The 20,635-nt window shown below is 39.0% G+C and carries 13 protein-coding genes; 7 read left to right on the forward strand and 6 right to left on the reverse strand.

What is annotated here, in order from left to right:
- Positions 1 to 96: 96 nt before the first annotated feature.
- The 3 genes from AC1EKT_RS06150 (at position 97) to AC1EKT_RS06160 (ending at position 5,001) form a co-directional block, all read left to right on the forward strand.
- Positions 97 to 1,530, forward strand: coding sequence for an LCP family protein (locus tag AC1EKT_RS06150; RefSeq protein ID WP_481616014.1), 1,434 nt, complete (start codon positions 97 to 99; stop codon positions 1,528 to 1,530).
- Between the two features lie 113 nt (positions 1,531 to 1,643).
- Positions 1,644 to 2,942 carry an LCP family protein gene (locus AC1EKT_RS06155; RefSeq protein WP_481616015.1) on the forward strand — a complete coding sequence of 433 codons (1,299 nt, stop codon included), beginning with the start codon at positions 1,644 to 1,646 and terminating at the stop codon, positions 2,940 to 2,942.
- Positions 2,943 to 3,177: 235 nt separating this feature from the next.
- Positions 3,178 to 5,001: an FtsK/SpoIIIE domain-containing protein gene (locus tag AC1EKT_RS06160; RefSeq protein WP_481616082.1), complete on the forward strand. Its 1,824-nt coding sequence runs from the start codon at positions 3,178 to 3,180 to the stop codon at positions 4,999 to 5,001.
- Between the two features lie 7 nt (positions 5,002 to 5,008).
- Here the strand turns inward: AC1EKT_RS06160 and AC1EKT_RS06165 are convergent, their stop codons facing one another.
- From AC1EKT_RS06165 to hflX, 4 genes are all read right to left on the reverse strand, one after another.
- Entirely contained in the window at positions 5,009 to 5,281 is a 273-nt protein-coding gene (locus AC1EKT_RS06165; RefSeq protein ID WP_415686936.1) for a WhiB family transcriptional regulator, read from the reverse strand.
- 187 nt (positions 5,282 to 5,468) lie between these two features.
- Positions 5,469 to 6,953: a sensor histidine kinase gene (locus AC1EKT_RS06170; RefSeq protein WP_415686937.1), complete on the reverse strand. Its 1,485-nt coding sequence runs from the start codon at positions 6,951 to 6,953 to the stop codon at positions 5,469 to 5,471.
- A 124-nt stretch (positions 6,954 to 7,077) separates the two neighbouring features.
- Positions 7,078 to 8,040 carry an L-lactate dehydrogenase gene (locus AC1EKT_RS06175; protein ID WP_004107125.1) on the reverse strand — a complete coding sequence of 321 codons (963 nt, stop codon included), beginning with the start codon at positions 8,038 to 8,040 and terminating at the stop codon, positions 7,078 to 7,080.
- 140 nt (positions 8,041 to 8,180) lie between these two features.
- Positions 8,181 to 9,635 (reverse strand): GTPase HflX, encoded by a 1,455-nt coding sequence (gene hflX / locus AC1EKT_RS06180; protein WP_481616083.1) that lies wholly within the window; start codon positions 9,633 to 9,635, stop codon positions 8,181 to 8,183.
- A gap of 263 nt (positions 9,636 to 9,898) precedes the next feature.
- Between hflX and AC1EKT_RS06185 the strand changes: the two genes are divergently transcribed.
- Together AC1EKT_RS06185 and hrpA are read left to right on the forward strand one after the other, a co-directional pair.
- Positions 9,899 to 10,600, forward strand: a complete 702-nt coding sequence (locus AC1EKT_RS06185) for a class I SAM-dependent methyltransferase (protein WP_415686938.1) — start codon at positions 9,899 to 9,901, stop codon at positions 10,598 to 10,600.
- A gap of 48 nt (positions 10,601 to 10,648) precedes the next feature.
- Positions 10,649 to 14,773 (forward strand): ATP-dependent RNA helicase HrpA, encoded by a 4,125-nt coding sequence (gene hrpA / locus AC1EKT_RS06190; RefSeq protein WP_481616084.1) that lies wholly within the window; start codon positions 10,649 to 10,651, stop codon positions 14,771 to 14,773.
- Between the two features lie 159 nt (positions 14,774 to 14,932).
- Here hrpA and AC1EKT_RS06195 read toward each other — a convergent pair whose 3' ends face one another.
- Positions 14,933 to 16,375 carry an MFS transporter gene (locus AC1EKT_RS06195; RefSeq protein WP_481616016.1) on the reverse strand — a complete coding sequence of 481 codons (1,443 nt, stop codon included), beginning with the start codon at positions 16,373 to 16,375 and terminating at the stop codon, positions 14,933 to 14,935.
- A gap of 252 nt (positions 16,376 to 16,627) precedes the next feature.
- Between AC1EKT_RS06195 and AC1EKT_RS06200 the strand changes: the two genes are divergently transcribed.
- Together AC1EKT_RS06200 and AC1EKT_RS06205 are read left to right on the forward strand one after the other, a co-directional pair.
- Positions 16,628 to 17,554 (forward strand): hemagglutinin, encoded by a 927-nt coding sequence (locus AC1EKT_RS06200; RefSeq protein ID WP_415686940.1) that lies wholly within the window; start codon positions 16,628 to 16,630, stop codon positions 17,552 to 17,554.
- A 112-nt stretch (positions 17,555 to 17,666) separates the two neighbouring features.
- Positions 17,667 to 19,943 carry a HelD family protein gene (locus AC1EKT_RS06205; protein ID WP_415687787.1) on the forward strand — a complete coding sequence of 759 codons (2,277 nt, stop codon included), beginning with the start codon at positions 17,667 to 17,669 and terminating at the stop codon, positions 19,941 to 19,943.
- A gap of 61 nt (positions 19,944 to 20,004) precedes the next feature.
- Here AC1EKT_RS06205 and nrdR read toward each other — a convergent pair whose 3' ends face one another.
- On the reverse strand, positions 20,005 to 20,460 hold the full coding sequence (nrdR, locus tag AC1EKT_RS06210; protein WP_004119918.1) for a transcriptional regulator NrdR: 456 nt from the start codon (positions 20,458 to 20,460) through the stop codon (positions 20,005 to 20,007).
- Positions 20,461 to 20,635: the final 175 nt, after the last annotated feature.

Below are 20,635 nucleotides of genomic sequence, written 5' to 3' on the forward strand. Positions count from 1 at the left end.
TTATATGTGTCCATTGAATATTGGTTTTATTCGATGGAAAAAGAAACGATATTGCCACAACCTAAAAGGTTCCTCATTATTGAGAAAGAGGGTACGATGACAACTTCACGGTATCATGAAGACATGCGGTACCAACCAAGCGAAGATTGGAATTCAACTCCTCACCATAGCCTTGGTTATAGAATGATTAACCGCACGCGCAAGATACTGTGCATGTTTGTTATTTCAGTACTTACATTCTTTTCAACAATAATAGCCGCAGTATGGTTAGATTTTTCTTCTGCTGTAAGCAGCAGAGTTGTAAGCGTTATATCTAAAGATCCAGAAGCTAATCAAGCACTTGATATCAATGCAGGAAAACCAGTAACTTTTCTTGTTTTAGGCCAAGATTCTCGTGATGGAAACAATCAAAGCTTCACGCACGACGGCGAAACTGGTGATCATCAATCAGATACTACTATGGTAGTTCAAATTAGCGCAGATAGATCATACATGAATATTGTTTCTATTCCACGAGATTCTATGGTAAACGCACCAGAATGTGACACTACAAAAGGGCATATTCCTGCAAGAAAACATGTGATGTTTAATTCGATCTTCGCCTTAGGATATGCACAAGGCGGAGATTTAGCTTCAGCAGCATCATGCTCCTTAAAAGCTGTTAATTCACTTACCGGTTTAAATATTCATCATTTTATAGTCGCTGACTTTAGCGGATTAAGCAATATGATTGATGCAGTTGGCGGCGTATCATTATGCATACCAGCAGCAACTCGCGATACTTATACGGGCGTGAATTTCAAGCAAGGAATGCAGCATCTTAATGGTCGACTTGCTACTCAATACGCTAGAATGCGTCACGATACTGCAAGCGATGGCTCTGACATAATGCGAACAACAAGACAGCAATACTTGATTAAACAGCTTTTACATCAAGCAATGTCTAAAAACTTATTCACTCAAACAAGCGAGCTTTATCAGCTTGCAAAAGCATCGTTAGGAGCATTAAATATAAGTGAAGGCTTGGCAAATCCTACCACTTTAGTCGGTTTGGCATTAAGTATGCGTAAATTAGATTCTTCACATATTTACGCGCGTACTACTCCTGTTATTCCAGACCCTTATGATTCAAATCGTGTTGTGTGGTCCGATGAAGCAGACGATATTTGGGATTTAATGCGCGAAAATAAACCGTTATCGCTAAATCATAAAACTAACGGAGCTAACAAAAAAAATGCCAATAATTCGTCTAAAAATGCGAACGATCAAGACAATGAAGACGCAGATGACGATAACAATATAAGCGAAAACAACAAGCTTAATCAAACTACAAATCCAAAGAAAATGGGACGTGTTGATCCAAAAACAGGATTAATAAAAAATTCTCAAGGTCAATTTATTGATCCAAATACTGGAGGAATTGTGGATCCTGAAAATGGAACTATTCGTGATTCACAAACAGGACAATACGTTGGTTTTGCAGACAAGTATGCAAACAATGTGCTTTGCGCTGTGCCTAGAAAAAAGTAAACAATTAAGCAAGATGTAATCTATGAGTATATAATGTACGAGCATAAGACTTGTATATTATATACTCATAGTCATTGAAGATATATGACGCATATGCTTATTTTGGAGGATGCATGAATTCGCGACTGTATGAGGACCCTTCTGAAGATAATCTAAACCCACCTATCTTCACTCCTTCTCATAATAACGATTCATCTAACTCAAACGTGCCTCCTAGTTTCACTCCAAAACGCGCGCAAAAAGACAAAACAAATCCTAATCAACTGCCAACGCAAGCTCCATCTTTTGCGCCTACATCTCAAAGACCAAGAATCTTAAAAAGTCCAGAACAATTTTCTTCTAGACCTGTTTCTTACGCATCGCAATTGCAAGCAAGACAAACACCGCGCACAAGTTCTATTTCACAAATGCGTATTCCAACAAATGTAAATAATGTAGTTGGAAGCGCAGCAAAAGTACTACCACACAAACCGCGCAAAATTTTACATGCATTTATTGCAATCTTTATTGTTCTAGCAGTAGCTGCAACTGGTTTTGGAGTATATTCATGGAACTGGATTGACTCAAGAATTAACCGCACTACTTGGCTTACTAATACTCCTAGCACTCAAGGCAAAGCATGGCTTATTCTTGGCTCCGATCAAAGAGAAGGCGAAGAAGCTAAAGAGATAACAGGATTTAGAACAGATACTATTCTTGTATTGACAAAGCCGAGCAATGGTCACAGTTCTCTAATTTCTATTCCTCGAGATTCTCTTGTTTCTTTAAATGGCGAACAAGTAAAAATTAATAGCGTTGCGCAAGCAGCTGGAAATAAAGCATTAACAGCAACAATAGAAAAAATTACAGGTCATCACATTGACCATGTTGCAGAAATACGTTTTGGCGGTCTTACTAATGTTGTTAACGCTATAGACGGCATTGATTTATGCTACAACCGTACAGTAAGCGATAAGTTTAGCGGACTAAATTGGACTTCTGGATGCCATCATGTTGATGGAAATACAGCGTTAGCATTTTCTAGAATGCGATACGCAGATCCAGAATCTGATTTTGGACGAGCTGCACGTCAACGAATGGTTATTGCAGCTATTATGAAAAAAGCTTTAGATCACAATACATTATTGAATTTTGGAAAAGTAAAAAAGCTTGCTGAAACGGGACTTGCTTCAGTTATTTTTGACGAGAAAACCAATCCAGGAACATTATGGGAAATGGCTCAAGCATTCAAAGAAGCAACTGGGCCGTCAGGCATATCTGGAACAGTATATTGGACGAATCCTGATTATCAAGTTCCAGGAGTTGGTTCATCCGTCCTTCTCGATGATGCTAAAAACTTAGATTTATTCAACCAACTTGCATCAGGCACTCATAAACCTGGATCAGTTGGAACTCTTGCGGAGCAACAATAATTTCGAAGTATTGTTGTATAAACAACACTTCAATTAGATACCATAACTTAGAAAGCACTAAACTCGTATCTTTTAACCACAATCTTGCATAAGTATTGCACAAAAATCAAAAATATTGTCTCATACATTTATGAGTAACAAATCTAATACAGGAATGTCTACGACTAAAGTACTTATGCATGTACAGATGGCAGCGAGTATAGTTCCAATATTCGCTCACATAGCGTTGGCTATAATGGCATGGATGCAAAATAATTGGATGATGCTAACCATGATTATTCCAAGCATTATGATGTATATAGCAAGTCTTATTCCACAAATTTTTCAATACATGTCTGAGAAAAATTCTGTTCAAAGTGTTCAACAAGATCAGCAAATTCAATTATTAAACACTACGCAATCGTCAAATAACTTAACTTATAATCAACAAACTGTAGAAAGTCTGCCAGATGCTATTACGCCAGTTAGTTTAGAAACATTACTTATGAGAAGAAATGCAATTCCTAATACGCAGCATCACTGGAAAGAAGTATTGCAAACATGGTTAAAAAATGCAGGAACATACGATACAAAAAACAAATCTAATAGTATTAAGGAAAATCTAAATACAAATATTTATAACTACTTGCCTAATTCAAAAACTAAACACCTTATAGCTCCACTTGGAATAAGCAATAATGGATACTGCTATTTAGATTTAATTAACAATGGGCCACATGCTTTAGTTGCTGGAACAACTGGTTCTGGTAAATCAGTACTTCTTACGACTTGGTGTTTAGCTTTGGCTTTTCAATACAGCCCACAGCAGCTACGGTTTGTTTTTATGGATTTTAAAGGAGGAGCAACTTTTGACATACTATCTAAACTCCCACATGCTATGGGAAACGTAGGAGATTTGAATCTTAAACACGCAATACGCGCTCTAAAAGGTCTCGAACTAGAACTAGATAGACGAGAAAGACTAGTAGCTCATAATGGATGTAGCAATATTGCACAAGTAACTCCAGCTGAGCCTTCATTGCTTATTGTTATTGACGAATTTCATGCTTTAAAAGATCAACTCCCCGACTATATGCCTCGTCTTATACGAATTGCATCAGTAGGCAGATCTTTGGGAATGCATATTATTGCTGGAACTCAAAATCCACTCGCACAAGTAAGCGCAGATATGAAAGCTAATATTTCTATTAATATTTGCTTAAGAGTTAGAGACGGAATGCAATCGCAAGAATTATTAGGAACAGCGCATGCAGCTAAAATAAGCCCAAATACACCAGGAGCCGCATATTACAATATTGGAGAAGGAGTAGCATCCTTGCGATGTGCTCAAAGCAGCAATACCGCACATTTAGTACGAGCAATACAGTTAGCTGGCAGATTCTGCCATCATGATCATTCTCCAGAATTATTTAGCAAACCATTGCCGTCGATTCTTTCATCAAAACAACTCGCAGAGTATTCAAATAATTACAAATATAAAAATTCGGAGCAAAAAATATCTCAAAGTTTACGTACTCAAGAATTTAATACTAAGAATATTATTATTGGTTTGCAAGACGATACCATACACTTATATCCTGCTCTATTGCCAATTCACCTTGGGAATATAGCTGTTATTGGTAGTAGAAAACAAGGCAAAACAACAATATTAAAAATAATTTCTAAAACTTTAAACCTGCCAATATATTCAGGAAAATCACTATGCGAGCAAAACATTAATAATATTTACAACGAAAATACGCCAATTATTATTGACGATGCGGATGAATTGCTTGATCCGCTAAATACTAAACAAACTGCTATTGCTTTTCAAAAAAGATTAAATAGTAAACAATGCCCAGTTATTATGAGCACTAGCACTTCTCGCTACTTACGTTTACCTGAGCAAGCGCCAGTGAGGATAATATTTCCAACAGGAGATATTGGCACAGATACAATGCTTGGAATACCTTCTGCTTTATCTAAAAGTTTTGATATTGAAGACTATCAACTTCCAGGACGATGTGTTTTAATCACTCCAGGATCAGCAAGTTTAACTCAAATAGTGCACGTAGAATAAAATTTATTCATAGTGACTCATCTTGACTTTTACGTGCGCGCATTGCTCTACGCTTTAGAGTTCTACGCTCATCCTCGCTTAGTCCTCCCCACACACCGTAATCTTGGTTGGTTTCTAATGCGCATCTTAAGCACTCTGTTGCAACGTCACATGAGCGACATACTGCTTTTGCTTCTTCAAGCTGTTGAAGTGCTGTACCAGCACTTCCAAGAGGAAAGAACAGTTCAGGATCTTTGTCACTACATGCTGCTGTTGTGCGCCAATCAAACGAGTTGTTCATGAATTATTATCCTCATTTCTTACCTACAACGGTGAGCTTTAGAAGTTCCCCTGAATGTAAGGAAATCATGAAAAGAAAGTTTTTTCAAGGCATTTTGCATCTTTATTAGCAATTTTAATTTTCCCTATACTTTTTACACTAAATTTATATTATTTAATGCATGTTGGAAAACAATTTTTACGTAAAGCTACTCAATACCAGATACGCGCAATTTAATGTCTAACACTACCCTAGTTCCGCCCTCTCTTCGAGGAGACCAACGAACTGTGCCACCAAAATCGTTAGTGACAAATGTGTTTATGATTTGCGTTCCAAGACCAGACCCAGATGGTTTAGCCATTCCATGAGAAGACTCGCTATCTATGCCATCTCCATCATCTTCAACGACAATATTAAGATTATCTCCGCCTCTACCAACTGCAATACGAATATGACCTTTTTCACGACCTTCAAAACCATGTTCAACTGCATTCGTCACTAGCTCAGTTAAAACAAGAGACAATGGTGTAGCATCCTGAGCTGCTAATCTGCCAAATTTTCCAACAAAATCAATATCAATATTTTGATTCTGAGATGCCAACTCAATTGACATCTTCAACAAACTCGAAATAACTTTGTCAAAATCAACAATTTCGTCAGCAGTTTGGCTTAAGCCTTCATGAACTAGTGCTATAGTTTGCACACGACGTTGAGCTTCTTCAAGTTCTTTTCTAACTTCAATAGATTTTGTTTTGCGAGCTTGCAAACGCAAAAGAGCAGAAACAGCCTGTAAATTGTTTTTTACACGATGGTGTATTTCAGAAATAGTGGCATTCTTAGTGCGCAATTCTTGCTCACGCCGCAAAACTTCAGTAACATCACGGCATAACACTACTGCTCCAACACGATTATTTGGCCCCCACAGAGGCAAAGAGCGCATAGAAACTATAGAATGGTTCGCTTCAAGTTCGCAATCCACATCAGCTTTTCCAGTTAATACAAGAGGTAAACTTTCAGGAACATTGTCGTTCGTATGCAACAGTCTAGTGCCAAATTCGCTTAAATATTCACCTTGCATAGTGTTTAATCCGCCAAGTCTGCGGAAACAACTAATGGCATTAGGAGAAGCATAACGAACTATTCCATCGTCTTCTAGCACAATAAAACCATCGGATACTCGAGCATTATGTCGCTGATTTAATACAGATTCATGATATGGGAATTGTTCACGAGGAATCATGTCAAATAAAGTTTTACCAGCATTAATGCTTTCGGTTTCATAACGACCATTAGATTCACGCGTTGCCAAATTAGTTTCGCGCATAACCAATCCGAGAGTTTTACCCCTATGACGAACTGGAGCATAAACGTAGCACACGGTAGCTCTACCAATAGAGCGTAAGGTTGAAGAGTGGAAACTTGTCTCAGATTTCATCGCCTCATTAAGCTCAGGCACTAAAGAATCATCTAATTTTTTACCTAACAAATCATCAGTACGCAAAGTAATAGCTGTTGAAGGACGACATTGTTCAGCAACAACATAATCACCGTCACCATTTTGAATAATCAGCAGCAAATCTGCGAAACTCAAATCTGCAATAACCTGCCAATCTGCCACCAAATGGTGAAGCCACTCACGATCACTGTCATTAAAATCAGGACGAGTAGCAAGAATGTTAGAAAAATCAGCCATAATGTAATAATATATCGGACTCACAGAAAATTCTGCGATGCATGTTGTTGTTTTGAACAAGAAAACCGCTCCTCCTCAATTAAGAGAAGAAGCGGTTTAATAATTTATAAATTATTCTTTAAAACTAGAAGCCAAACTTAGCAGCAGTTTCGCGCAAAGTTTCAGCAGAACGCTTCAAAGCAGCCAACTCACGATCAGAAACTGGAGTGTTTAGACGAGAGTTTACACCATTGCGATTAAGCAATGTTGGCACAGACATGCACACATCAGAAATGCCGTGGAAGTCATCAAGCAAAGAAGACACTGGAAGAATGCGGTTAGTGTCGCGAAGAACAGCCTCAACAATATCTACACCAGACATAGCAATAGCGTAGTTTGTTGCACCCTTACCGTTAATAATCTTGTAAGCAGCGTTAACAACTTCTTGGTGGATCTCTTCACGCTTAGCAGCATCAAGTGGCTCATGGCCTGGAAGAGCGTTCCAATCGCACATTGGAACACCACCGATGGTTGCAGAAGCCCACAGAGGAACTTCAGAGTCACCGTGTTCGCCAGCAATGTATGCGTGAACGTTCTTAACATTAACGCCAGTGTGCTGAGCGATCAAGAAACGAAGACGAGCGGAATCAAGGTTGGTACCAGAACCAAACATTTGGTTTGCTGGAAGACCAGAAAGCTTCATAGAAACGTGCGTAACAACATCAACAGGATTAGTAATCAACATGTAAATTGCGTTAGGAGCAACCTTCACAACGTTTGGAATGATTGACTTCATGATGTTGATAGTTGCACCTGCGAGCTCCAAACGAGTCTGACCTGGCTTCTGGCGAGCGCCAGCAGTAATCACAACCATGTCAGCATCACGGCAAATTTCTACATCGTCAGAACCGGCAATAGAAACTGCAGGATAGAAGCTAGAACCATGCTGCATATCCAAAACTTCAGCTTCAACACGTTCCTTAGCAATATCTTCAAGCACAATCTCACGCGCAACACCACGCTGAGCAGCAGCGAAAGCGAGAGTAGATCCGACTGCACCGGCACCAATAATTGCAAGCTTAGTTGGCTTAACCTGCGAACTCACCATGAGCAAAAACCTCTTTTCGGCAACCTATTAAACCCTACTCGCATAAAAATACTTAATTTATGCATTACTAAGGGCTGCTCTCACATTAAGAGCTTTTGGTATGAACACCTTTACTCTAATCGCACCACCGGAATTTATTATTACAACGCTACTTTCATAAGTTTTGCAGCTAACGATGGTCCAACCCAAGCAATAAGTTCAACCCCAGAATCTACATATTCTGCTTTTTCAACTACACCATTTTCACGAACTTTTGATAATAATCCACCAAATTCGTACGGCAAAGTTACATCTACACGAACACGAGGAGACGGTAACAATTCCTCTAAACGATTGCGCAATATTTGCAAATTTTCGCCACTAAATGCAGAAACAATAACGGCATCAGGATAAAGAGAAGAAAAACGTTCTCGCGCAGCATCACTCATCATGTCTGATTTATTCAATGCCATAATTTGAGGCATATCTTCTACACCAGAAATATTAGCGAGAACTTCGTTTACTGCATTAATTTGCGAAATAGGATCTGGATGCGAACCGTCAACTACATGCAAAATAACATCTGCTTGTCCAACTTCTTCCAAAGTGGATTTAAATGCTTCAACTAATTGAGTTGGAAGTCTGCGAACAAAACCAACAGTATCTACCAAAGTATAGCTTCTACCATCTTGAGTTTGAGAACGACGTACTGCAGTATCAAGAGTTGCAAACAGTGCATTTTCTACTAATTCTTGTGAACCAGTAAGGCGATTTATAATAGACGACTTGCCAGCATTCGTATATCCAACAACAGCTACAGTTGGAATATCTTGTCGTCTACGAGAACCACGTTTTACATCGCGCGCAGGTGCCATATTTGCAATATCGTGGCGAAGTTTAGAAATACGATTTCGAATAGCTCGACGATCCATTTCGATTTTAGTTTCGCCAGGACCTCTAGAACCAATACCAGCATCGCCTGCAGCTCTACCACCAGCCTGCCTAGAAAGAGCAGCACCCCAGCCTCTTAATCGCGGAAGCATATATTGCAATTGAGCAAGCTCAACTTGAGCTTTACCTTCACGGCTTGTAGCGTGCTGAGCAAAAATATCCAAAATAACAGCAGTGCGATCGACAACCTTAACTTTGGTTGCATCTTCTAAAGCTCTACGCTGGCTAGGTGGTAAATCATCGTCAACAATAATCGTATCTGCATCATGTTGAGCAACTACTGCTGCAAGCTCACGCGCTTTACCTGAACCAACATAAGTTGCAGCATCTGGTCTATATCGTTGTTGCAACATGCCATCGCAAACAACAGCACCAGCAGTCTGCGCCAACGCTGCAAGCTCACGCAGTGATTCTTCAGCTTGAGCAAGAGTTCCTTTTGCGCTAGACCACACTCCTACTAGCACAACGCGCTCAAGACGAAGCTTTCTATACTCAACTTCTGTAACATCTTGTAATTCGCCAAGACCAGCTACTCGCTTTAAAGCATTACGAGATTCACGCTCCTGCCAAGCTTCATCATGCTTTTCACTGTCCGAAGTAGTGTCTAGAAGCACATCCGAATGAGCATAAAGCACTGCATTATTGGTGAGATTATGCTCATTCATATTAGTAGAATCATTTTCGAGGGAGGAAAAATCGTTTAAATTAAGCGCATCATCTCGCCCGGATGCCACATTACTATCCGCCAACTGTCCCTCCTCTATTTCATTGTAAATAGCGTTTTACAACGTTTGTCTTATTATGGTGACTTGAGACGACAATATATAAACCAATATATATGTATGATATGTAAATAAAGATACAATGGTAAAAAGTATATTAATAAATTTAAATTTACAGGCGAAATACGGTATTTTTGAGCGAGATCATGGAAAGTCATCAACAATTTAAACAATACGATAAAACAAAATCACCAAAATCAGAAAAAGCGCAAAAAATCAGTGGCGAACAATACTTTTCTGCAACACCATCATCTTGCGATGAGCGAAGAACGTTACATGTAACTTTGAGAAATCATGAAACTGTTATACAAGTCTCAAACGGAGTATTTAGTGCTTCTAAGCTTGATTTAGGCACGTCTGTGCTACTAAAACATGCTCCAAAACCACCAGAAAATGGCAGATTCCTTGATATTGGATGCGGATGGGGTCCTATAAGCATTGCAATGGGCTTAGAATCTCCAGAAGCTGAGATTATAGCTGTAGATGTAAATGAGCGAGCGCTAGAGCTTACTGAACTAAACGCAAAAAACGCTGGCTTAAAGCATATTCGCACTTCTTTAGTAGATGACGCTTTAAAAGAAAATAATACTTTGGAATTTAATAATTTTGATCTCATATGGTCCAATCCCCCAATTCGCGTTGGAAAAGAAATGTTGCACGACATTTTGATGACTTGGATTCCGCGTTTAAAAGTAGGAGGAGCAGCTTACTTAGTTGTGCAAAAAAATCTTGGTTCAGACTCGCTTATTCCTTGGCTTGCTGAAAATCTTGGCGAAAACTACAGCGTTGAAAAATATGCAAGCTCTAAAGGATACCGAATTATAGAAGTACTAAAAAGTAAGAACTAAAGAAATACTAAAAGTACTAAAGAAGTACCAAAATAGTACCAAAGTAGTATCAAAAAAGTAAAAATTTTACGAAAAGAAATATACACTATGAAATTCGACTACCCTGTTGAGCTTCCTATTTGCGCAGCACACGACGAAATAATAGAAGCAATTAAGTCTTCACAAGTCGTGATTGTTTCCGGACAAACCGGCTCCGGTAAAACTACGCAAATCCCAAAAATGGCGCTTGAGCTTGGAAGAGGCGGAAGAGGTAAGCAAATCGTACACACTCAGCCTCGCCGTTTAGCTGCACGCACTGTTGCTGAGCGAATCGCAAGCGAATTGGAAGTAAAACTGGGCGAAGAAATCGGCTATCAAGTGCGATTTACCGACGAAAGTTCACCTAAAACAAAGCTTCGAATTGTTACTGACGGTATTTTACTTGCGCAAATTCAGCGAGATCCTCTCCTTACTAAATACGACACGATTATTATTGACGAAGCTCACGAGCGCAGTCTTAACATTGACTTTTTGCTAGGATATTTAACGACTTTACTTCCGCAAAGACGCGATTTGAAGCTGATTATTACTTCAGCAACAATCGATTCTGCAAAATTCCGTGAACATTTTGAACAAGCTTTACACATAAAAGTTCCTGTTATTGAAGTTTCTGGACGCACTTACCCTGTGCGAGTTCTTTATGAACCGCTTGGATCCGCTCCTTCACTTATGCGACACGTACCCGGCTTTGCTGACATAACAATGGATGAGGAAACTGTTGCAGAAAGCCAATCTAGCGAAAGCAATCGAGACGATATTACAGATGAAGATATGACATCTGCAGTAACTCGCGCATGTGCTCAATTAGTGATTCATTCAAGCCACGAGCAAGGCGCGCGCGACATTATGGTTTTCGCTTCCGGCGAGCGCGATATTCGCGAATTTGAATCAGGATTACGCTCATATTTTGGCACTCGAGCAAGTGATATGAAGCGAGCTGACGCTATTGAAATAGTGCCGCTTTTTGCGCGTCTTTCTGCAAAAGATCAGCATCGAGTATTTGAACACCACTCTCATCAACGCATTGTTATTGCTACGAACGTTGCTGAAACTTCGCTTACTGTTCCTGGGATTCGATACGTTGTCGATCCTGGTTTTGCGAGAATTAGCAGATATTCTAAGTCTGCAAAAGTGCAAAGGCTTCCTATAGAACCGATTTCTCAAGCGAGCGCAGATCAGCGTTCTGGACGATGCGGACGAATCGCGGACGGTATTGCTATTAGACTTTACTCGCGAGAAGATTACGAAACTCGCCCTCGTTTTACCGATCCTGAGATTCTTCGCACTTCGCTTGGAGCAGTAGTATTACACATGCTTTCAGTAGGCGTTGCTAAAACTGGCGAAGATATTACGAATTTCGGTTTTATTGACCCTCCTGATATGAAAGCAGTAAGCGACGGTTTTAATGAGCTTAACGAACTTGGCGCAATAAGCAGAAAATCAGGTTTCATTACTTTAACTCATATTGGACGCGAGCTTTCTAAATTGCCTATTGACATTCGTTTAGGACGCATGATTATTGAAGCGGCGCGTAAAACTACTCCGAATACTCTTGCTGCAGTGCTTGTAATTGTTGCGTTTTTGAGTTTGCAAGATCCTCGCGAGCGCCCTGAAGAACAGCGTGAAGAAGCAGATAGACTTCATAATCGTTATGCGGATGAAACAAGCGATTTCTTAACTGCTTTAAATATTTGGGATTATATTTTCCAAGCAGACGGAAATATGAGCAATAATGCTCTTCGTAAACTTTGTAAAGCGGAATTCTTCCACTTTTTGCGTTTAAAACAGTGGAAAGATTTAGTTAATCAACTTCAAGACTTGTGTAAAGAGTTGCATTATAAAGTTGGCGAGCCTATTCCATCTAAAAGGCCATCTTTGGAAATTCGTCAGCTTCCTAATAATCAGCAGGCTGCTCACAGCTTGTGCTGCTCTTGGGATTCGCAAGGTATACACTCGTCGATGCTTGCAGGCTTGCTTTCTATGTTGGGAATGCAAGTAGTGCGCGAACCGAAAGCTTCAGATTTTGCTAATTTGCATGGATTAGCAAAAATTCGCGCTATGAAACGCGCTCAAAAAATGGCTAAAAACGACTATCAAGGCGCGCGCGGAGGAAGATTCGCAATATTCCCAGCTTCATCTGTTTCTAAAACAACTCCTTCATGGGTTATGTGTACGCAATTAGTTGAAACTTCTAGACTTTGGGCAAGATATTGCGCGCAAATCAATCCTGCTTGGGCTGAGCCTCTTGCTAAAAATCTAACTAGAATCACGTATTCAGACGCTCATTGGAGCGCTTCTAAAGGTGCTGCTGTAGCAAAATCTAAGGTATTACTATACGGATTGCCTATTGTTCAAGATCGCACAGTTCAATGGGCTAGAGTTAATCCTTACGAAGCTCGAATGATTATGATTCGTCAAGGCTTAGTTGAAGCAGACGTGCAACAGCGTTTTGCACACGATGAGTTTATTTTAAATAATCACAATGTGCTTGAAGATGCAGATAATCAAGCAAATCGCACTCGTCAAATAAGCGAAACTGTAAACGACGAAGATTTATTTACTTTTTACGACACTCGCATTCCTCAAGAAGCAACTACTATTGCAGCTCTTGCAAAATGGTGGAAAGATAATCGCGAAGAAGATCCACACAAGTTAGACTTTAATCCCGATGAAGTGGAACGTTTACAAACTACGCAAAGCACTGATTTAGCTGACTATCCTGACCATTGGAATACAGTTGGTACAGACGGTCAGATTATAAGGTTGCGTTTAAGTTATGTGTATGATCCAGCTAATCCTTTGGATGGCGTAACTGTGCATGTGCCTCTTCACACACTTTCGCGTTTAACTCCTGAAGAATTTACTTGGAATGTTCCAGGTTTGCTTGATGAGCTTATTATTGGCATGATTAAATCTTTGCCTAAAGCTTTACGAGTACAGTTTGTCCCAGCTCCTGACACTGCTCAAAAAATTCGCTCTTGGATTGACGAACATTACGACGAGCTTCCGGGAATTGGAGAAGCGGAAAGCAATATAAAAAGCGAATGGCAAGATTTTAGAGAAGTTTTCACTAAAGCTGCAATTTGTGTAGTTGGAGCGCAAATACATCCGGAAGTTTTCGACGACGAGCAAATAAGCAGACTATCACCATACTTGCGTATGACGTTTAGTGTTGAAGAAAGAAAAGCTAACGAAAATCGCAATAAACCTGCAGGTCGTAATAAGTATTCTAATCGCGGAAAACCTACTATTCTTGGTACCGACAAATCATTAATTGCATTGCAACAGCGTTTTGCAAAAGAAGCACAAGAATCCGCGCGAGAAGTTGTAAATATCAAAGCAAATAAAGCAGCACAAGCTGGGCATGTTATTGAACGAGCAGATTTATTACACAAATCTGGTGCTACAAACCTTTCGCGCGCGCAAATGGTTTGGCAAAGTGCATTGAATATGTTGCATTTAGACAATAAGCGTATTACTTCTCGCTGGCTTGGTTCTGAAGCTTTAATGCTCGCAGCCGCACCTTATTCAACTTCTAATGCTTTAGCAGAAGACTTGCAAATGGCTGCAGTAAAACGACTAATTGCGAACACAGATAATATTACTGATGACAATTTATTACGCGAAACTGTTGCAAACGTATCTGAAATATACGAGGACACAGTATACGATATAGCGCACGATGTGATCGCAATATTGAAGCGTGATGCAGAAGTTAGTAAAACTGTTTCTGGCAAGGCTGATTTGCCTTTGCTTTCAGTGTTACAATCAATACGCGAACACACTGCAAGTCTTGTATACGAAGGATTTATTGCCAAAACTCCATCTGATTCTCTACCTCGTATTGAACGCTACTTGCATGCAGACGTGATTCGTCTTACTAAAGCTAAAGCAGATAAAAACCGTGACGTGCGTTGGGCTTGGCAAGCAGATGAAGCACATAAGCTTGTAGTAAAATCTCAAGAAGACGCTCAGAAAATCCCAGCGGGACCAGCTCATGACGAGTCACAAATAATCGCTGAGAAATTACGCTGGATGTCTGAAGAATTCTATGTGTCTCTTTGGGCGCAAGAATTGGGAACTGCATATCCGATTAGCATACAACGCATGAGAAAGATAATTGACGGAAAGTAAAAGCTGTTTCGCATATATGCATATATTTTTCTTAGCGATTGCAATGTTGTAAACAATATTGCTCATAATGTTGCAAGCAAACTTTATTTGCAATGTTGTTAAGCTATTGTCGATTATAATTCTATGCTTTTGATTTTGCTTTTACTATTATTTTTGGTCTTATTCTTGATCTTCGTCTACTTCGATTGCATTGCTTTCTTTAGTAATAAAGTTTCTGAATGCAAATACGATAATTCCTAATAATGCAACAGCAGCACACATAAGAGATATGTTTGCAAATCCAGACGAAATACCAGAAGCACCCGTTATAGAATCTCCATTCAACATGTTTTTATCTAATATTCCGTCAAAAATTACTACACCAACAGACGCAGAAACACTAATAGCTAAATCATTCATTCCGCATCCTCTGCCAGATTCTTCAACTGGAAGAGACGAAAGAATTGTTGAAGCAAGTGGAGAATACACCATTCCACAACCTGCATAATAAACGCATGCACATAAAGCTATAGCCAAGAATCCAGAATTTATTAATACTGCAATACCAATCCATCCGAAAAGTATGAACAATATTGCTAATAATAAACTCGTTTTCCTTCCTATACGACTAATTATTAAGCCTGAGCATGAACCGAATATTGCAGCAACAATAAAAGCCCAAACTAAATAAGAAGCTACTTGTGAAGTAGTCATGTTATATAAAGTTTTTCCAACTCTATTGAACAGTGGGCTTATGCAATAATTTGTGAAGTATATTATACCCATCAAAATTATGCCTGAAAGCCAACGAATATTCTTAAAGAAAGCTGGCGTAACAAACGGCTCTTTAGCTTTACTAATGTAAATACCAAAAATTATAAACAATATAATTGCTGAAATAAGCATCAACAAGTTTCCGTATGAAATGAACAATGTAAGAGATGCAACAGCAAATCCAAAGACTGTAAAACCAACAACATCAATTTTTTTACCGTTGCCATTTTTTGTTGGCAAATAATGTAATAATGACGGCAATATTAGAATAGTTAATGCTGGAATTAAGAATAAATATTGCCAAGCAATAGAGCTTAACAATCCTGCTGAAAACACTCCAATACATGCAGAAAGCTGGTACGATGCTGTAAATAATCCGAAGAAGATAACTTTCAAATCATTTCGCAAATATTTTGTTGCAATTACTAAGAATGATGAACCTGCTACTTGTTCACCAGTTGTTTGCATAATACGGGCAGCAATAACTGTCCACAAATTTGGTTCAAAACAAGAATTAGCTACAAATCCAAAAACTGAGCCTATAAACAAAGATGTTAATCCAATAGTTACAAGCTTTTTTAATGACACAAAGTCGCCTAAAGAACCATAAATAAAGCATACGATTCCTAAAATAATGCCAGGTAAACCTGTTATAAGGGGCGCTTGATCAACAGCTTTCACATCTATACCAACTTGTTTGTAAACAAGATTGAAACCTTGCAAGCACAAAGTGCTAATAACAAATGTAATAAGCAGTAGTATTAACGCACGAACAGCAACCTTATCGCGCATTTCTGGGTCATCATAAGGATCCACAGAAGAACAATCAATTCGTTTAGTCCCAATCATCACCGTCTTACTCCCCTGCCACAGCCTAATAATTCCAATATTTATGCAGAAAACTACTGCAAATAAATCAATCTGCCATAACAATCTAAGTTAATCGCAACAAATTCTTCGCGCGTAGCTACTCAATCGGATAATTCTACAGTTTGATAGTTACAATCAACAATAAAAGTTAGGAACAATTTTAAAAAATAATCATAATAATAAAATGATTCGCATATCACTTATAATGTAACAAGCTAAGTAGGAGGAAACATGGTGCAGAGAAGAAAGAAACATGATTCTATTCATGTCAACCTAAATAGTGAACATAATAGTGGTACTCATCACAATAAAAACAACAGTTCATTAAAGCATAAGTTTTACTCCAATAAAATTTTACGAAACATTATTATTGCTGTCATAGGCATTGCTATTATTATTCCTGTTGTTCAGTGGATACGTTGGGAACAGACTGTTTCTGATCTTCGCAACAAACAAGAACAACTTGTGTCACGCTTTGATTTTAATCCAGGCAATATTATTTCTGATTCTCAATTTTTTGACGATAACGCAATGAGTAAAGATGAAGTACGCAATTTTATACGCAAAAAAGGAGCAAAATGCACTGGTAAAAGTTGCTTAAAAAATGCGTACTTTAATACTCACACTATTCCTGCCGATTCACTATGTTCAAAGTATCAAGGTGTAAGCAAAGAATCTTCTGCAGACATAATATACAAATCAGCAAAAGCATGTCATATCAGTCAACGAGTACTACTTACAATGCTGCAAAAAGAACAACATCTTGTAACAGACACTGATCCTAGCGATTTCCAATACAAATCAGCTATGGGATTAGATTGTCCAGATGATTCTCATTGCAACCCACGTTTTGCAGGATTCTTTAAACAAGTAATTGGTTCTGCAAGAAGATATAGATATTATCTTCTTCATAACGATCAATATAACTACCACCCTAACACGATTAACACAATTCAATATTCGCCAAATAAATCATGTGGATCTAGCAATGTTTATATCGAAAATAAGGCTACTGCATTGCTTTATATCTATACTCCTTATCAGCCAAATATAGAATCGTTAAAAGCTGGATACGGCGAAGGAAATTCGTGCTCAGCATATGGAAATCGCAATTTTTCATTGATTTACTCTGCATGGTTCGGAGATCCTCGCAAATAATATTCATTAGATCGACATAGGAATACAATCTCGGTGTATAAACGTCGAGGTATACTTAAATGCCTAATTTTTGGCACAATTGGTTGCGGTATTTTACGAAGAATGGATGCGTATGTCTACCTATTCCTCACAACTTGGCGAAGAACAACAGGCTGTTGACCGAGCTTATAGCCGTCTAGATGATTTGCGTAGTACTATTCGCGCGCGCTTAGACGCTGTGCGCGCGTCAGGTTCGCACGGTTCACCAACACAGCGCACAGAGCGCGACTCATTCGCAACCATGTACGAAGATCGTCTTACACAATTACGAGCTGTTGAAGATCGTCTTGTTTTTGGAAGGCTTGATAACACAGAAGGCATTAGGCGATACATTGGTCGCATTGGTTTGCTTAGCGAAAACCATGATCCTATTCTTACAGATTGGCGCGCTGAAGCTGCACGACCTTTTTATGAGGCAACCCCTTCGCATCATGGCGATATTGTTATGCGTCGTCATATTACACTCCGTTTCAGAGACGTTATTGGTGTTGAAGATGAAGTACTTGACATACATTCTGATGAAATAGGAAAAGCTTCACAACAAGGTACTCTTACTGGCGAAGGAGCACTGCTCGCATCTTTAGGTTCTCGCAGAACCGGCAAAATGACTGATATTGTTGCAACTATTCAAGCAGAACAAGATCGAATTATTCGCGCTCCTCTTGATCACACTATTGTTGTACAGGGAGGTCCTGGCACAGGAAAAACAGCTGTTGCTTTGCACAGAGCAGCTTATTTGTTATATACTCACAGGCGCAAACTTGAGCGTTCAGGAGTTCTTATTGTTGGTCCAAGTTCGGCATTCTTGCGTTATATTGATCAAGTACTCCCTTCTCTTGGTGAAACAGGTGTAGTAAGTAGAACTATTTCCGACTTAATTCCTGGAATTTGTGCTACAGATGAAGATTCTCCATACGCAGCAAAATTAAAAGGAATGTATCGTATGCGAACAGTTATTGCGAATGCAATTGCCGCTCGTATTCGCGTTCCTAAAAATCTTCCAACAATTCATGTTGGAGGATTTAGTATTCCTCTTCTAAAAGAAGATATTGAGATAGCTCAATCAGATGCTCAACGAACTCACCAGCCGCATAATCAGGCACGAAATACTTTTATAAAAACCGTGCTCAGCATATTGAAAAATCGTTATTTGGAAAAACTTGATTATGTTCCAGATCAAGCTGAATTAAACGATATAACTTCTCAACTTCGTCTTGACGATAAACTGCGCATTACTTTAAATCTTGCATGGTTACCTATGACTGGAGAATGGCTCATTGACCAACTTTTTGCTAAACCTGACAAATTACGTACATATGCACCTTGGTTAAGCGACGAAGACATTAACTCACTTACTAGGCCAAAGGGCAGCCCGCTTACTCGTTCTGATATTCCATTACTTGATGAAGCTATGGAATTGCTCGGTCCTGATCCAAAACTTGACGCTCAAAGATCTGCAGCACAAGCAAAAAAACTTGAAGAACAGCAATTTGCAGCTGACACTTTAGCACAAGCTGGTATTGGAAATGGCATAGTAACTGCCGATATGCTTCTTGATAATCTGCAAGGCGACGATGCAGGAATGCTTGCCCGTAAAGCAGCTTCTGACCGCGAGTGGACATATGGTCACGTAGTTGTCGATGAAGCTCAAGAGCTTACAGCAATGGATTGGAGAATGCTTATTCGTCGTTGTCCTTCACGCTCCTTTACTATTGTTGGCGATGTTGCACAGACTTCTGCGCTCGGAGGAACTCACAGATGGCAGAAGAATATGAATTCTCTATTTGGAGAACCAAATTGGGATCTTTACGAGTTAACAATTAATTATCGAAATCCTAGTGAAGTTTCTGAAGCAGCAAGCAAAGTTGCAACAGATTCAGGATTATACATTTCTACTGTTCATGCAGTTCGCTCAGTACCTGATTCACTCGTATCGCAAACGGTTGAATCACAGGATGAACTCGATACTGCACTTGCAGAATCTTGTACAAAACTATTCGAAAAATTTGTCTCTGATGATGGTAGTGGTCGTATTGCAATCATTACTCCTAACAGCATGGTTAGCCATGCTAAAAAGGTTGTAAACCAAGCATTAGAACATGCATTACCTGAAAAATTATGGAATCAGTTAAGCAAACAAAATGCCGATGATTGTCAATGCAGCGTTTGCACAGCTGAGGAAGTAAAAGGTCTTGAATATGACGCTGTCATAGTGTTGCAACCTTCTCAAATTGAGCAGGAAGCTGCATCTAGACTAGCTGCTGCAGCCAATCTATATGTTGCAATGACTAGACCAACTCAAAAATTGCATATAATACGCACTAAAGATGACGCAAATTTTGAGAACTAGAACTCAAAATAATGCAAAAGCGCAGTAAATAGATATTCTGTAACAATAATCAATAAAATTATTATTCTTCTGTTTTACTGCGCTTTAAATCTTCAATTGCATGTTCAAAATCTTCAAGACCTGTGAAGTTTTGGTACACACTTGCAAAACGAAGATATGCAACTTCATCTAATTCACGCAATGGCTTAAGAATAGCTTTGCCAACTTCTTCAGATGTAACTTGCGCTAAACCTCGTGCTCGCAAATCAGCTTCTACTCGCATACCAATAGTCTTTAACGCTTCAGCATTAATAGGACGTCCTTGACATGCTTTACTAACACCAGCAACAACTTTTGCTCGATCAAAAGGTTCAATAGAGCCTGAACGCTTCATTACAAGCAACTGAGTTGTTTCTACTGTAGTAAATCGATTACCACAAACTTGGCATTCACGTCTACGGCGAATAGAGTAACCATCTTCACTGATACGAGTATCTATAACTTTCGTATCAGAATTCTTACAAAAAGGACAATGCATATATTCAGCATACTAAAAAATAGCGAAAAACTACATAATATTATTCACTTTATTCAAATATTTCCGAATATTATACGATTTTATTGTCCATAATCCGAAATACTCCATAAAACACACTGAATATTACATCATCATTTTCAATAAAACTTAGCTCATCAGTTTCAATTTCAAATAT

The organism is Bifidobacterium sp. C0047B3, from assembly GCF_056590535.1.